Origin of the sequence: Acinetobacter sp. ANC 5600 (genome assembly GCF_002018395.1) — a bacterium.
Lineage (GTDB): Bacteria > Pseudomonadota > Gammaproteobacteria > Pseudomonadales > Moraxellaceae > Acinetobacter > Acinetobacter amyesii.
Genome location: NZ_MVKW01000002.1, coordinates 324,677 through 339,549 on the forward strand (window position 1 = coordinate 324,677; position 14,873 = coordinate 339,549).

Consider the following 14,873-nt stretch of genomic DNA (forward strand, 5'->3'; position numbering starts at 1 on the left):
ACCTCAGAATTTTAGATTCTATCTGACCACCTATGAACTTAACCGAACTCAAGAAAAAACCGATTGGCGAACTCATCAAGATTGCCGAGTTTATGGGCCTCGAAGGAATGGCTCGTAACCGTAAGCAAGATATTATTTTTGCCATCTTAAAGCGCCACGCAATGAACGGCGAAGAGATTTTTGGTGATGGCGTTCTAGAAATTCTGTCGGACGGCTTTGGTTTCTTACGCTCTGCAGCGGGTTCTTACCTAGCCGGCCCTGACGATATCTATGTGAGCCCATCACAAATCCGTCGCTTCAACCTTCGTACTGGTGACACTATTACAGGTACGATTCGTCCACCTAAAGAAGGCGAACGTTACTTTGCATTATTAAAAGTTAATCAAATTAACTACGACACACCCGAAAACTCACGTAATAAGATTCTTTTCGAAAACTTAACACCTTTATTTCCAACCGAACAATTGGTAATGGAATTAGGTAATGGTACAACAGAAGACTTAACTGCGCGTGTGGTTGACTTGGTTGCTCCGATTGGTAAAGGTCAACGTTCAATTATCGTTGCACCGCCAAAAGCGGGTAAAACCATGTTGTTACAAAACATCGCTCAGTCGATTGTTCGTAACAATCCTGAATGTTTCTTGATTGTCCTTCTGATTGACGAACGTCCTGAAGAAGTAACAGAAATGGAACGTACTGTTCGTGGTGAAGTGGTTGCTTCAACATTCGATGAATCACCAGCTCGTCACGTACAAGTTGCAGAGATGGTGATTGAAAAAGCGAAACGTCTTGTAGAACACAAAAAAGATGTAGTGATTTTGCTTGACTCAATTACTCGTTTAGCCCGTGCTTACAACACCGTGATTCCGTCATCTGGTAAAGTTCTTACTGGTGGTGTGGATGCCCATGCTTTAGAACGTCCAAAACGTTTCTTCGGTGCAGCACGTAATATCGAAGAAGGTGGTTCACTGACAATTATCTCAACTGCGTTGATTGAAACTGGCAGTAAGATGGATGAAGTGATCTACGAAGAATTCAAAGGTACAGGTAACCAAGAAATTACCCTAGACCGTCGTATTGCTGAAAAACGCGTGTTCCCTGCGATGAACATCAAAAAATCAGGTACACGTCGTGAAGAGCGTTTGATGTCTGAAGATAACCTACGTAAAGTTTGGATTTTACGTAAATTGCTTCATACACAAGACGAACTTGCAGCGATGGAATTCTTGCTTGATCGTATGAAAGAAACCAAAACCAATGATGATTTCTTCGATCAAATGAAACGTAAAGCATCCAACTAAGTTGAATGTTTGACTGAAAAGGCCATCTATAACGATGGCCTTTTTATTTGGTTGACTTTGGTTACACAAAGAAACATTTGATGGATTTCCATGTAAACTTATTTTCAAGCTTCTGATTATAAAAAATATATTTTAAAAAACCCTATTCTTTTTAGTAGTTTATTTGCTATTTCGCCAATATAAAACTTTCTCTTAATTGTTATTTTCTGTTAAAAAATGGCCGTTTTTCACCTATTTTTAACGGTTTTTTCAAAGTCACTAGTAGCATTTCAAAATACTCAGTGATAGCATACACGCAGACCAGTTAGACTGCTCTATGCATTTTTAATACCTATTCAAATTAGGCATAATAAAAGCACACAACAGACTAACGCAGGTTATTTTTTAATCTCATATTTTAGAGAGTGATGCCATGTTATTCAAAAAAATCGCTATTGCTGCTGCAGTTGCTACTACTTTAGCTTTCGTTGGTTGTGCTAAAAAAACTGAAGAAGCTGCTCCTGCTGCTGCATCTGAAGCTGCTGCTTCTGAAGTAGTTGCTGCGTCTGACGCTGCTGCTGTTGAAGCTTCTGCTGCTGCATCTGAAGCTACTGCTGCTGCTTCTGAAGCTACTGCTGCTGCTTCTGAAGCTACTGCTGCTGCTTCTGAAGCTCAATAATCTAACCGATTATTCAGCACAAAAAGAGAGCCCTTTGGCTCTCTTTTTTATTGCCTCAAACTTTAAACCTTTGTTAATAAAAATAGCTAAAATTCAAAATACTAAACCCATGCTTATTGAAAAATAAAAACTGAAGATTTAGCTCAAAGAAAGCCACAATCAATCTTTACGACAACTCAACTCAAATATATCGTCTCACTTTAAAACGAATATTCTTCAACATGAATTGTGCGATAGATGATGAGCACTGCGCCTCCTAAATCAAAGGAAAAAAAAGCAGATCAATTGATCTGCTCATTTCCAACACGTTGACGGAATTTTTGTCCCGCACGGAAGGTCACTACACGACGGGCAGAAATCGGAATTTCTTCACCCGTTTTCGGGTTACGGCCTGGGCGTTGACGTTTATCACGCAACTCGAAGTTACCGAAACCTGAGAGTTTAACTTGTTCCCCAGAGATTAGCGCTTGGCTAATCTCATCGAAGAATAACTCGACCATTTGTTTTGCTTCACGACGGTTTAAACTCGTGAGCTCACTTAAATGATCAGCCATTTCTGCTTTTGTTAATGCTGTCATGAAGCCCTCAATGTCGCCTGGTAAGTGTTTTCCAACACCTGAAGTATGTTATCCATACCGGTTTTGATTTCAGCATCTTCTAATGTACGTGTTGGATGTTGCCATTGAATTGCAAATGCCAATGAGCGCTTGCCTTCTTCGACACCTTGACCAGTGTACACATCGAATAACCAAACTGCGTCTAAAAGCTCACCGCCGGTTTTTTCGATAAGTTGCTGAATTTCACTAACATTAATCTTATCACTAATTAAAAGCGCAATATCACGTCGAACCGACGGAAAACGTGATAATTCTGTAAAATTAGATACATAAGTTTGCAAAACAGCCGATTGATCTAATTCAGCGACCCAAGTAGTCGCCAAATCCAACTCATCTTCTAAAGATGGGTGTAAACGACCAAAGTAACCAATTGATTGACCATTGACTAAGATTTCAGCAGATTGACCTGGATGTAACCACGTACGCTCTGAACGTACATATTCAACATTTAAACGTGCAGAATTTAAAATCTCCTCTACATCGCCTTTAAAGTCAAAGAAATCCATAGGCTGTGCTTTACTATGCCAAGATTCAGTCGTACGTGAACCTGTTGCAACCAGTGCAAAGGTTGGTATCTGTTTGAGATCATGAATGCTGTTCGCACCTTGATAATCAAAACGTAGACCAAGCTCATAGAAACGCACACGGTTTTGCTGACGGTTCACGTTGTATTGCACACATGGGATCAAACTTGATAATAAGGTTGAACGCATCACTGCAAGATCGCTTGAAATCGGGTTTGCAAGCGCTAGTGGTTGAACCTGTGGATTCAATTGTTTCTCTAGTTTCGCATCTGCAAAGCTAAAGCTAATTGCTTCTTGATAACCCAAAGCCACTGCAGTTTGACGTAACTGAACCAATTCAAATTGGTCTTGGTATTTCGCCAGTTTGACATCAATCACCGGCAAGCTAATTTGAATATTGTCGTAACCGTGAATACGTGCCACTTCTTCGATGAGGTCTTGATAAATCGCCATGTCAAAACGGTGTGATGGCGGTACAACTGTCCACTCACCTTCTGCTTTCACAGTGACATTGCAACCTAAACGCGTTAAGGCATCCGTAATAAATGCAGATTCAACTTTATAACCGAGTAGTTGATCAACTTGTGCTTGATTTAGTTCAATGGCTTCACGTTTTGGTAATAGCTCTACTTTTTCAGCAACAGTAATTGGACCAAACTCACCACCAGCTAAATCAGCGATAAGTTGAGAAGCACGGTGCATTGCCGTCATCGGCAATTCAAAGTCTACACCGCGTTCATAACGCTGAGATGCATCAGTATGCAAACCAAAACTACGTGCACGACCTGCGATATAGAGTTGATCAAAGAACGCCGACTCAAGGAAAATTTCAGTGGTATCATCAGAAACCGCTGAACTTAGGCCACCCATGATTCCTGCAATCGCCAAAGCTTTTTGATCATCCGCAATCACCATCACGTTTTCAGATAATTCAACTTCTTGTTCATTCAACAACGTTAATTTTTCTGCTGCTGTTGCTTGGCGTACACGAACAGAACCTTCAACTTTACCGCCATCGAATGCATGTAAAGGTTGACCCAATTCCATTAAAACGTAGTTGGTAATATCGACCAAAATACTGTGCTGACGAATGCCTGCACGAGCTAATGCACGCTCCATCCACTCAGGAGTTGGTGCTTTGGTATTAACGTTTTTGATCACTCGACCTAAATAGCGTGGGCAACCATCAGTTTCAACAACAACTTTCTTCTCATCAGTAATTGTTGCAGTAACTTCTGTAATCAATGGTGCAGTCACAGGGAGTTGGTTAATCACACCAATTTCACGTGCAATACCACGAATACTGAAGCAGTCACCACGGTTTGGCGTGATGCTGATATCAATCACATTGTCATCAAGATCTAAATATTCACGCACATTTACACCAACAGGTGCATCGGCAGGAAGCTCTAATAGACCGTCGATTTTATCTTCAAGATCAATTTCAGACGCACCGCACAGCATGCCTTGTGATTCAACACCACGAAGCTTGCCTTTTTTAATTTTGAAATCGCCCGGAAGTACTGCACCAATGGTTGCTACGGGAGCTTTCATGCCTACACGTACGTTTGGAGCACCACAAACGATTTGTAACGGCTCGCCTGAACCAATGTTTACAGTAGTGACACGTAAACGGTCAGCATCGGGATGTTGAACCACTGTTAAAACTTCACCGACTACTACACCAGTAAATGGTTTTGCAGCAGGAGATAAATCATCAACTTCTAAACCTAACATGGTCAGTTGGTCAGAAAGTGTATCGCTATCAATGGCTGGGTTAACCCATGTACGCAACCAATTTTCGCTAATTTTCATTGTATAAAAACCTATTAATTCTAAATTTCTAATCCCCTCTAGCGCCCCTTTAAAGAAAGAGGACGAACCCTAAGTCATGATGGACACCCCCTCTCCTTTTAGGAGAGGTTAGGGAGAGGTATAAAACTGTTTAAGCAAATTGGCGTAAGAAACGCACATCATTTTGGTAGAACATACGCAGGTCATTAATGCCATAACGCAACATGGCAAAACGCTCTACACCTAAACCGAAGGCGAAGCCTTTGTATTTTTCTGGGTCAATGCCAGCGGCTTGTAAAACGTTTGGATGCACCATACCGCAGCCCAAAACTTCCAACCATTTACCACGTTCATCCATGATATCCACTTCCGCACTTGGCTCTGTAAATGGGAAATAAGATGGACGGAAACGTACTTTCAAATCTTTTTCAAAGAATTCATTTAACAAGTTCACCAACAAACCTTTAAGTTCTGCAAAGCTGGTGTTTTCAGCCACATACAAACCTTCGATTTGATGGAACATTGGCGAATGCGTTTGGTCCGAGTCACAGCGATAAACACGACCAGGACACACAATACGGATTGGAGGCTGCTGATTTTCCATCGTACGAATTTGCACGCCTGAGGTATGAGTACGAAGTAAATGATTCGCATCAAAATAGAAAGTGTCGTGCATCGCACGTGCAGGGTGATGACCCGGAATGTTCAATGCTTCAAAGTTGTGATAATCATCTTCAACTTCAGGACCAGTTGCAACGGTAAAACCAGCTTTGGTAAAGAATTGGCAAATACGTTCTTGAACTTGAGTCACAGGGTGAATACTACCGACCGTTTGACCACGGCCGGGTAAAGTAATATCAATCGTTTCGCTAGCAAGCTTTTGTTCTAATGCAGCTTTTTGTAATTCAGCTTGACGAGCAGTCAGTGCGCCAGTAATCGATTCACGAACGGCATGAATTTGAGCACCAAAAACTTTACGTTCTTCTGGGTCCATTTTACCGAGCGACTTCGATTGTTCCGCGAGCTGGCTTTTCTTCCCTGTAAATTGCACTCGCACTTGGTCGAGTGTAGCAAGGTCCTCTGCTGCTGCAATCGCAGCGAGCGCTTCAGTGGTCAGGGCTTCCAGTGACATAGTAACTCTCAAAGCAACAATTTAAAAAAATAATATAAACCCCTTATTCTAACAGTTTTTAGCCGTTATGATGAAGCGCATTCACAAGTTAAAATTGCATTAGCATCAAGTTTTAAAAAAAGTATAAGATAAACACAATATCAATGGGATCCAATCTTTATGGCACTCGATCCAATCTGGAAACAACAGCTCACACTCGTCACTTATGGCAATGAATTTCTCAACCAAGGTTTGAGTTTTCAACGTTGGTTGAATCACCACATTTTTGATCAGCACAGTTTCCATTTTCGTGATTTGCTATCACAGCATTTATTGGCTCAACATTTCCAAATTTGGCTAGAAGGCTTAAAAAAACAAGGGGTACAACGCTTAAGTTTACATAGCTCTAGCTTGCTAAATGATGAACAAAATCCGAATGCTAACGTTGAACTTCTTCCCTTTGCCCATTTTATTGTAAGCCACGAAAAAAATAAAAAGCAGGCATGGATTTTTGGTAAAGAACTTGCCGAGTGGTATAACGCAGAAAATGACTATGAAGCACCGGCATCCCAACAACCGCAAATTCGTCGAGAAACCTTTTGGCGCTATGAGCTGAACCATAAACTCATTAAACGCATCGAAGCAGATATGCAGTTACCAAAATGGGATGATATTCATAACTTCACTGAAGCAGAATTATTTTTACAAAAACCTGCGGAAGGTTTTATTGAGCCGGAGGTGTTAGGCACACCTTATTATGGTACGCAGCTTGATCTAAGCAGCGAATCGAATGAATCCGCAAAACTTGCACTCTTGCCAACGGATGCACAAGCGGATTTCGCACATGATAGCTTGCATCGCTTAGATGCATTAAACCGCCATATTCAGTCTAAAATTCAACATCCCTATCACGCAGATGGAAGCATCTATACACCTGAAGAACAGTTAAATTTGCGCCATTTTGCTCAAAAAACTGAAGATTTAACGGCAAAATTTATTGTTAAAGTCGCCAATCATTATAAAACTGCACGTTTAACTCCTGTAGTCGAAAGCTCTCCTCTGGATGGATTTAAAACTGAGCAAAGAAAATCAAATCCTCAGCATGCACACACGCCAAATCCAACCAATAAACCCGGTGCAGGTGGAGTGATTACTTTAATTATTATTACGGTAGTGATTTGCTTATTGGCTTATTACTTCGGACTTTAACTGTATAAATGTGATCAACACTAAAAAGCCCTTCTCATAGAAGGGCTTTTTTATAAACATACTTCTGTATGAAAGATTTCAAAATTATGAGGTCGTTAAATAATTAAATGGACGAATTTCTAATCGAACGCGATGCCGATCGGCATGTTGATTAATATAATGACTGACCGAGACTACTTCCCCCTCAAGCTCTGCGTCTGCACCATACATGATTTTGACTGCCTCACCTTTGCGGGGAATCATTTCGAGCTCTACAGTAATGCTACCTTGACCCATACCAACTATTTCAGCCAACATTTTATTTTCCTTTTGTTCTTTTCTATCCATACATTAGGCATGTCGCAAAGCGCGGTATAAAGATTATTTCTGTAACTTAACTGCACTTTTTATTGATAAACATCAAAACTTAAACATCAAAAACATAAGAGTCCAATTGTTCTAAAAATGCATCAACTGCATTTGCAGACTTTAAACGAATCCATTGAATATGTTGATATTCAGGTGCATTCATCATCTGTAGATATTTTTCACGATTCGTTTTATGGGTCTTAATCATCCACCAGACAATGGAATCTCGACCAAACATCCGCCACAAACTTTCCTGATTATTTGAATCTGGCCAAAGATCTTGTTTGGACTTAGCCCGAGAAAATGCGCGCTTTACAGAGCGGTATAAATTGACTGGAAACGGAAGGTCTAACCATATCACCGTATCTATTTCAGACCATTTAACAGGAATCGCCCGAGTATAATTGCCATCAATAACATAACCATTTTTCGCTTTAGCAATTTCAGCTCCGATACGTGCAAAAAAGATTTCATCAGGACACTCCTGCCAGTCATCCAACCAAAATAGGTTATCTAGCTCAATATAATGCAGCCCTAATTTTTCCGCCAAAGCTCTGGAAAAGGTTGATTTTCCAGTGGCCGATGTACCGACTACGTTTATTCTTTTCATTGTCATGATGATCTACTTGAGTCTGGTGTATCTACTTCAAGATAGCAGCATTGGATCTGTAGGTTAACTTTTATTCTTCACGATAATCCAAAAGATCTGCATCGATATTGATAAAGTCAGGCTTTGGGGTTTGTTCAAATTGAACGGCTAATATATCTGACTGATTAGCAATGCATGCTTTTGCGACTCGATGCATACCATCCATCACTCGACCACTGGCACATAAAATAATGGGATAACTTAAGTCCGCAGCATTTACCAATTCCAGATGTTCAATAATTTGCTGTGTGGTCGGTGCAGATTTTGGAAATTAATATGCTTCATTTAACTCCTAAATGTCATTTACAGGGATTTGCTGAATCTTAAAATTTTGACTGAGTTTTACTAAGTGATGCACATCCCAAATATACGTATCGTCGCCTACTTGGCGGAAGTGATACTGTTTGCGCATCAAGCAGTTACCTTTTAAGTCAAATTAAAGCTAAGATAGCTTACAATTGAAAAATAAAAAAATGCTTCATTATGATAGATCATTACGAGCAATTTATTCTTGGTTTGCAATATAATGCTCAACGCTTTTTTAACCAGAAAATTTACTATGACGAGATTTTGCACCCATGGTGCGGCCAAGCTTGCGACATTTTCTTGATTCGCGATTTTAAAACCAATGCATTACTACATGACTCAGTTGATCATTTGATCATGTATATGGCTGAAAAGCGGATTAGAAAATGCTCACTTTATCCATTTGATCTTCTTTTTGAGCATGCAAAACTTAATCAACATCCTCATTTTGACTTTGTAAAAACCAACTACCCTCTTGCTGTTTTCCACAACAATTTAAATCAAGCCTTTGCACTGGTTCAAATCCAATCTGAAACGAAAATTTTAGATATCAGCCCTATTGGTGATCCTCGGGAGTTTTGGGGTGCAAGTTCCACACAATTTCATGACGCATTCGGGCTGTTTACATTAATTGAGCTCAATCAACAACAGCGCAATGAATGCTTTTGCTTTGATAAAAAATCGAGTTGGAGCAGTTTAGTAAATAGCATTCAACTGGATTTATTTGAACATCCGTTTTCTACCCACATTCAGCCTCAATTTAAACTAATCCATAATTTGTATTATTATGGCCTTCTGGATGACTCACTCCCTCTTTTGGAGAATCCTCAAGCTTCACCTCAAGTTGGATTAAGTCTGCTTGAAATGCTCAATTCAATCGAAGCTGCTATCCAAAATTTAAAACATGTAAAAAACGAAAGCTCACCGATCCATTTATTTACAACCGAAGAATATGCACAACTATTGGATTATGAGTACAAACTGTCAGAACACCATGTAGATGTCACGTGCTATACAGCCAATCATTTCAACCGCGAAAATTTAGTCAATGATGAAGAGAAAGCTTTACTCAAACAACTACAGAAAAAATACCCCAAAGTTAATTATTTCAAGTCAACATCTGATCAAGCTCTTTCCGCCACCAACACTTCAACAGATAAAGAGCCTGAAAAACCATGGGTTGTATTTTTTTCTTTAGTTTTAATTTTTGCCATGCTATTCGCTTTACTTTATGGCTTTTATTTACTTTTTAAACAATTTGAGTTTATAAAATTTGCCGCAATCACAATTGGCATCATTGTGTTTTTAGCCATATGGTCGAAAAAATAAGATGTCTAATCAAATTCGTCCATAAAAAAAGACCGCTAAAAGCGGCCCCTTTTTAAGTCATAAAGACTTATGCAGCTAATGCATCTTTAGCTTTAGAAGCTAAAGCAGCAAACGCAACTGCGTCATGCATAGCGATGTCAGCAAGTACGCGACGGTCGATAATCACTTGAGCTTTTTTCAAGCCAGCGATCATACGGCTGTACGACAAACCATTTTGACGAGCACCTGCATTGATACGCGCAATCCATAGAGCACGGAATTGACGTTTCTTTTGACGACGGTCACGGTAAGCATATTGACCTGCTTTGATTACTGCTTGGAACGCTACGCGATATACGCGTGAACGAGCGCCGTAGTAACCTTTAGCACGAGCAAGAATTTTTTTATGACGGCGATGAGCCTGTACACCACGTTTAACACGAGCCATTTATAATCTCCTTAGATGTATGGGCACATACGGCGAACTGAAGCAACGTCACTTACGTGAACCATTACACAGCCGCGTAATTGACGGATACGCTTAGCAGATTTTTTGGTCAAAATGTGTCGTTTGAACGCTTGGTGACGTTTAAAACCGTTTGCAGTTGGCTTGAAGCGTTTAGCTGCACCACGGCGAGTTTTCATCTTAGGCATAAGAACCTCTTTTGAACACCTGTTCGGCACGTCTGCACCATTGCAAAGACGCCCTGCAGGTAAGGGAGCGAGTATTCTAAAGCATCTCTGCTCAAAACAAAAGCGAATCTTTCTACCGAATATCGATCTTAATTAATTTTCTGATATAGATTTTCCGATGATTTTATAAGCGATGCCCAATAAGGCTTATATAATGTCGGCACGCCAACTATTACTGTCCATTATGAAACCTGCACAGGATGCTTTTGCAGCCCTACGTTATCGGGATTTCTCGATTGTTACGCTTAATCAATTTTGTCTGACCTTAGCCATTTTGATTCAAGAAATTATTGTTGCTTACTCACTGTATCAAATCACTAAAGACCCGCTAACACTGGGCTTAATTGGTTTAGCCGAAGCAATTCCTTTTATTGCTCTCTCTTTGTGGGGAGGATACTTTGCAGATCGTTTCAATAAACAGACCATTATGAAAATTTGTCTGTTTTTTTCTGTACCGATGCCACTGATTCTTTGGGGGTTATTTCACCAATATGGTCTCGGCCAAATTGATGTCACCCAACTGTCTTGGGGTATTTATGCGGTCATTTTTGGGCTTGGAACGATCCGTGGTTTCTATAATCCCTCGGCAACGTCGCTTAAACCTTTTTTAATCCCGCGGGAGCTCTATGCCAATGGTGCAACATGGACAACGATTGGTTGGCAAAGTGGGGTGATTATTGGGCCAATGCTTGGCGGTTTTATGTTGGCATTTTTAGGCCGTGAAACCAGCTTACTCAGTGTTGCGGCGCTACTAACGGTCTGCTTCGTTCTCATTAACCTACTCAATAAACGCAGTTTTCCTAAAATTGAATCTGACAATTTAAAAGATAGTTTAAGTGAAGGTTTTCGATTTATCTGGAAAACCAAAATTGTCCTTTGGGCGATTTCACTCGATTTAGTTTCTGTGCTTTTTGGTGGCGTGATTGCCCTCTTACCGATTTTTGCCGAAGATATTTTAAAAGTGGGGCCTGAAGGTTTAGGCTACTTACGGGCAGCACCGTCTATTGGCGCCCTGATCACTATGATTGCATTGACCAAATTCCCTCCAACTCATCATGCATGGCGTAATATGTTATTGGCTGTAGCGGGTTTTGGTGTATTTACCATTTTATTCGCATTTTCAAGCAATCTTTGGTTATCACTCTTTGCACTGGCAATGACTGGGGCATGTGACAGCGTGTCTGTGGTGGTTCGTCAGACCATTTTGCAACTTTATCCACCTGAAAATATGCGGGGTCGTGTTGCTGCGGTGAATGGCATGTTTGTTTCTAGCAGTAATGAACTTGGAGCTTTTGAATCGGGACTTGCAGCAAAATACATGGGCACGATTATGGCGACACTTTTTGGTGGCTGTATGACCATGGCTGTAGTTGCGATCAGTTGGGCAAAAACTCGTGATTTGTTTGGGATCGACATTACCCATCAGTCAAAAAAATAATGGCATATTTTCCATTTAAACCTTGCCAGTATTTCCAATACAGGAAATACTGCGCAGCAATATCGACGCATTCATCACTCACATTGTGATCTTAGAATAGACTTATGAAACAATATCTGTGCTTAACCCTTTTGGCCTGCGCTCCATTTTCTACAGCGTTTAGTGCTTCAACCAAAACCCATCAACTTCCGGCACAGAATATTGAAGTTGCTCCTGCGCATTTAACCACGCGTTTAAACTGGTCGGTTTTTCCAAAACCGGTATATGCCAATGAAGACCTTAAGCAACGTGACCGCGCGGCCATTATTCGTGTTACAGCAAATGCAAAAGGCACCATTACCGATGCAAGTGTTGAAGAAAGTACAGGGGTCGATCAACTCGACCGAATCTTAATTGCTGCTGTCAAAAAAGCTAAAGTCAAACCACATTTAGAAAATGGTGAATCCAAAGCCATTATTGGCTATCAAGCGTTTAATTTGAGAGTTAAAGGCAATACGCCTGAATGTGATTTCAACTTTGATTCAAAAGTTTGGAATGCACAGAGTGCAGATAAGAAAACGCCATTCCAATATGTATCTCAACCAAAATTAGATCTCACTAGTCATGAGTTGAAACAGCACGATCGTAAAGTCAAATTTAACTTTAAAGTGGATAAACACGGACAAGTAAAAAAGGTCAAGATCAAGCAAGGCTCTGGCATTTATGTACTCGATCAGAAAGTCGTTGAAGCACTAAGAAATAGTCAGATCTCGGTTAAACGTACTGCGAGCACCCTTTGGATCTACAAAAAGTCGAACTTTAAAGATGAAATTCAATTTAAAGTGAATGGCTGTAAATAAATAATAGATGCAACATTTCAAACAGGGATTGAATCTTTCAATGCCCTGTTTTGTTATCTCAGAAAAAACCTAAAAATATAAGATAAATACAGAGATAACGCCCGGTTTTCGCTACGGTCACCATGAAAACAAAGCGCCAGAAGTTTTCTTTCATTAAACCCGCTATTAAAGTAATTGGGTCTCCAATCATCGGCAGCCAACTCAGTAGCAAAGACCAATAGCCATATTTGTGATAAATGCCCTGTGCCTGCTGCATTTTCAGCTCTGACACGGGAAACCATGTTTTATTTTTATAATGTTCTACTTTTAAACCGAGCCACCAATTCACACAAGAACCGAGAATATTACCAATACTGGCCACCACAATCAGCAGCCATGGATTATGTTGACCATAGCTCAACAAGCCGAGCAATACGGCTTCGGACTGTAAAGGAAGTAAGGTCGCAGCCCCAAATGCCGCGAAGAATAAAACTAAAAACGACCACATCGAAACGAATGCTTAGAGACCTAATTTTTTCTTCGACTTCAAATATTCAAAATTTGACCAAAGCACTGCTGCAACAATTACAACGATTCTCGACCATTTATATTGTGAAGAAATCGGTTCAATCGCAGCTCGCATCAAGTTTTGATCTTTGGTATGTAAATCTGCAAGAATATTTTGAACATGCACAATTTCAGCGACAAATAGCACTAAGCAGCCTGCAATACCAAAAATAATACTCCAATAGATTCTTGGGTTATTTTCAACAATACGGGTAAAATTTAAGAAAAAGTCTTTCATCGCAAAATCGTCCAACTAAGCCGTCAACAACGCGTTCTTTTCGGCAGCGCCGCATTCTAACACAGCGTTAGAATTTTCTTCCGTCCTATCTAAAATCTTAAGGTGAGTCTTTCCGCACTTTACTTTTATACATGAGACTTCTAATCTGCCACGCAAATATTGAATAATTTTAACTCACTTTATGAAAAAAATTCTTTGCTTAAGTTTTATCGTGTTATTACAAATTTTGACCGCTTTATATGCACAAAGTCCTTCTGAAGTTGCCAAACAACACGTGATTACACAAGATCAAATGATTTGGAAAAAGCGACCTATTTTTAACTTCAACAATGACGATCTTGGCAATCAAAATCGTGACCTTAGTTTTAAATTGTATGTTTTAGCCACTGGCGAAGTTCAAAAAGCTGAATTAATCAAAAGCTCTGGACTCACGCACATTGATAAGCGGGTTGAGCAGTCACTTTTACGTGCCAAGTTCAAACCTTATATCAAAAATGGTGTCGCTTACCCCTTTGTTGCCGTACAGCCCTTTTCACTCAAGACACTGAAAGAAAACCAAAGACCTTGGTGGAAAAAGCTTCTATTCATTCCATAAAAAAAGAGCATGTTTCCATGCTCTTTTTTTTAAACCTGTATCGCTAAGGCTTTTTGTACCGCTGGACGGGCCGTCAGTCGATCAATATAGTCTTTCACGTATGGATAATCTTCCAACTGAATTTGCTGCCATTCATGACGCAGTGCCCAAGGCAGAATAGCCATATCTGCAATCGAATACTCTCCAGCCACAAATTTTTGACCAATCAACTGATGGTTCAAAACTTTATATAAGCGTTTAGATTCATTTACATAACGTTCAGTTGCATACGGAATACGTTCAGGTGCAAAACGACTAAAATGATGATTTTGTCCTAACATGGGCCCAAAACCACCCATTTGCCACATCAACCATTGTTCAACTTCAACGCGCTCAAACTCATCTTCTGGATAAAACAAACCTGTTTTACGTCCAAGATATTGCAGGATCGCACCAGACTCAAAAACTGAAATTGACTCTCCTCGTGGGCCATTCTGATCCACGATTGCAGGGATTTTATTATTCGGAGAAATTCTCAAAAAGTCTGGCTGAAATTGATCATTTTCCAAGATATTAATCGGAAAAATTTGGTATTCCAAACCCATTTCTTCTAAAGCGATGGTAATTTTATGTCCATTGGGTGTACCCCAATAGTAGAGATCAATCATCTATATTCCTTTTTAATTTTCAGTAAGGCAATCTCATTTTGCTTTATGTATA

17 protein-coding genes and 1 pseudogene are annotated in these 14,873 nt (G+C 40.0%); 7 read left to right on the forward strand and 11 right to left on the reverse strand.

Annotated elements, in window-relative coordinates:
* Positions 1–32 precede the first annotated feature (32 nt).
* Together rho and B1201_RS05385 are read left to right on the forward strand one after the other, a co-directional pair.
* Positions 33–1,301, forward strand: a complete 1,269-nt coding sequence (gene rho, locus B1201_RS05380; RefSeq protein WP_067731074.1) for a transcription termination factor Rho — start codon at positions 33–35, stop codon at positions 1,299–1,301.
* A gap of 412 nt (positions 1,302–1,713) precedes the next feature.
* The gene (locus tag B1201_RS05385) at positions 1,714–1,959 is read left to right on the forward strand and encodes a hypothetical protein (protein WP_078192631.1); all 246 of its coding nucleotides are present in this window, start codon (positions 1,714–1,716) and stop codon (positions 1,957–1,959) included.
* Positions 1,960–2,240: 281 nt separating this feature from the next.
* Here the strand turns inward: B1201_RS05385 and B1201_RS05390 are convergent, their stop codons facing one another.
* The 3 genes from B1201_RS05390 to pheS form a co-directional block, all read right to left on the reverse strand.
* Positions 2,241–2,537: an integration host factor subunit alpha gene (locus tag B1201_RS05390; protein WP_004783565.1), complete on the reverse strand. Its 297-nt coding sequence runs from the start codon at positions 2,535–2,537 to the stop codon at positions 2,241–2,243.
* The gene (gene pheT, locus B1201_RS05395; RefSeq protein WP_078192632.1) at positions 2,534–4,915 is read right to left on the reverse strand and encodes a phenylalanine--tRNA ligase subunit beta; all 2,382 of its coding nucleotides are present in this window, start codon (positions 4,913–4,915) and stop codon (positions 2,534–2,536) included. Before pheT ends, B1201_RS05390 begins: the two co-directional genes overlap by 4 nt.
* 130 nt (positions 4,916–5,045) lie before the next feature.
* On the reverse strand, positions 5,046–6,026 hold the full coding sequence (gene pheS / locus B1201_RS05400) for a phenylalanine--tRNA ligase subunit alpha (RefSeq protein ID WP_078192633.1): 981 nt from the start codon (positions 6,024–6,026) through the stop codon (positions 5,046–5,048).
* 159 nt (positions 6,027–6,185) lie between these two features.
* Between pheS and B1201_RS05405 the strand changes: the two genes are divergently transcribed.
* Positions 6,186–7,214 (forward strand): hypothetical protein, encoded by a 1,029-nt coding sequence (locus B1201_RS05405; RefSeq protein WP_078192634.1) that lies wholly within the window; start codon positions 6,186–6,188, stop codon positions 7,212–7,214.
* An 84-nt stretch (positions 7,215–7,298) separates the two neighbouring features.
* On the opposite strand, the gene B1201_RS05410 is transcribed toward B1201_RS05405, so the two are convergent.
* The 3 genes and pseudogenes from B1201_RS05410 to B1201_RS05420 form a co-directional block, all read right to left on the reverse strand.
* Entirely contained in the window at positions 7,299–7,511 is a 213-nt protein-coding gene (locus B1201_RS05410) for a hypothetical protein (RefSeq protein ID WP_078192635.1), read from the reverse strand.
* Between the two features lie 109 nt (positions 7,512–7,620).
* The gene (locus tag B1201_RS05415) at positions 7,621–8,172 is read right to left on the reverse strand and encodes an AAA family ATPase (protein ID WP_078192863.1); all 552 of its coding nucleotides are present in this window, start codon (positions 8,170–8,172) and stop codon (positions 7,621–7,623) included.
* A 70-nt stretch (positions 8,173–8,242) separates the two neighbouring features.
* Positions 8,243–8,623 (reverse strand): annotated as a pseudogene (locus tag B1201_RS05420) (hypothetical protein).
* A gap of 257 nt (positions 8,624–8,880) precedes the next feature.
* Here B1201_RS05420 and B1201_RS05425 point away from each other — a divergent pair.
* Positions 8,881–9,846: a hypothetical protein gene (locus tag B1201_RS05425; protein WP_143221662.1), complete on the forward strand. Its 966-nt coding sequence runs from the start codon at positions 8,881–8,883 to the stop codon at positions 9,844–9,846.
* Between the two features lie 67 nt (positions 9,847–9,913).
* Here the strand turns inward: B1201_RS05425 and rplT are convergent, their stop codons facing one another.
* Together rplT and rpmI are read right to left on the reverse strand one after the other, a co-directional pair.
* The gene (gene rplT, locus B1201_RS05430; RefSeq protein ID WP_004647525.1) at positions 9,914–10,273 is read right to left on the reverse strand and encodes a 50S ribosomal protein L20; all 360 of its coding nucleotides are present in this window, start codon (positions 10,271–10,273) and stop codon (positions 9,914–9,916) included.
* A gap of 11 nt (positions 10,274–10,284) precedes the next feature.
* A complete protein-coding gene (gene rpmI / locus B1201_RS05435) occupies positions 10,285–10,479 on the reverse strand; it encodes a 50S ribosomal protein L35 (protein ID WP_065994397.1) in 195 nt (64 codons plus the stop codon).
* Positions 10,480–10,702: 223 nt separating this feature from the next.
* Here rpmI and B1201_RS05440 point away from each other — a divergent pair, with 223 nt between their 5' ends.
* A complete protein-coding gene (locus B1201_RS05440; protein WP_078192864.1) occupies positions 10,703–11,956 on the forward strand; it encodes an MFS transporter in 1,254 nt (417 codons plus the stop codon).
* A gap of 104 nt (positions 11,957–12,060) precedes the next feature.
* Positions 12,061–12,795: an energy transducer TonB gene (locus tag B1201_RS05445; RefSeq protein ID WP_078192637.1), complete on the forward strand. Its 735-nt coding sequence runs from the start codon at positions 12,061–12,063 to the stop codon at positions 12,793–12,795.
* A 58-nt stretch (positions 12,796–12,853) separates the two neighbouring features.
* Here the strand turns inward: B1201_RS05445 and B1201_RS05450 are convergent, their stop codons facing one another.
* Together B1201_RS05450 and B1201_RS05455 are read right to left on the reverse strand one after the other, a co-directional pair.
* Positions 12,854–13,282, reverse strand: coding sequence for a YqaA family protein (locus B1201_RS05450; protein ID WP_078192638.1), 429 nt, complete (start codon positions 13,280–13,282; stop codon positions 12,854–12,856).
* Positions 13,283–13,294: 12 nt separating this feature from the next.
* Positions 13,295–13,579 carry a hypothetical protein gene (locus tag B1201_RS05455; RefSeq protein WP_078192639.1) on the reverse strand — a complete coding sequence of 95 codons (285 nt, stop codon included), beginning with the start codon at positions 13,577–13,579 and terminating at the stop codon, positions 13,295–13,297.
* A 181-nt stretch (positions 13,580–13,760) separates the two neighbouring features.
* Between B1201_RS05455 and B1201_RS05460 the strand changes: the two genes are divergently transcribed.
* Positions 13,761–14,174, forward strand: coding sequence for an energy transducer TonB (locus B1201_RS05460; protein WP_078192640.1), 414 nt, complete (start codon positions 13,761–13,763; stop codon positions 14,172–14,174).
* Positions 14,175–14,203: 29 nt separating this feature from the next.
* On the opposite strand, the gene B1201_RS05465 is transcribed toward B1201_RS05460, so the two are convergent.
* Complete coding sequence (locus tag B1201_RS05465) at positions 14,204–14,821, reverse strand: glutathione S-transferase N-terminal domain-containing protein (protein ID WP_078192641.1); 618 nt, start codon at positions 14,819–14,821, stop codon at positions 14,204–14,206.
* Between the last annotated feature and the right edge of the window lie 52 nt (positions 14,822–14,873).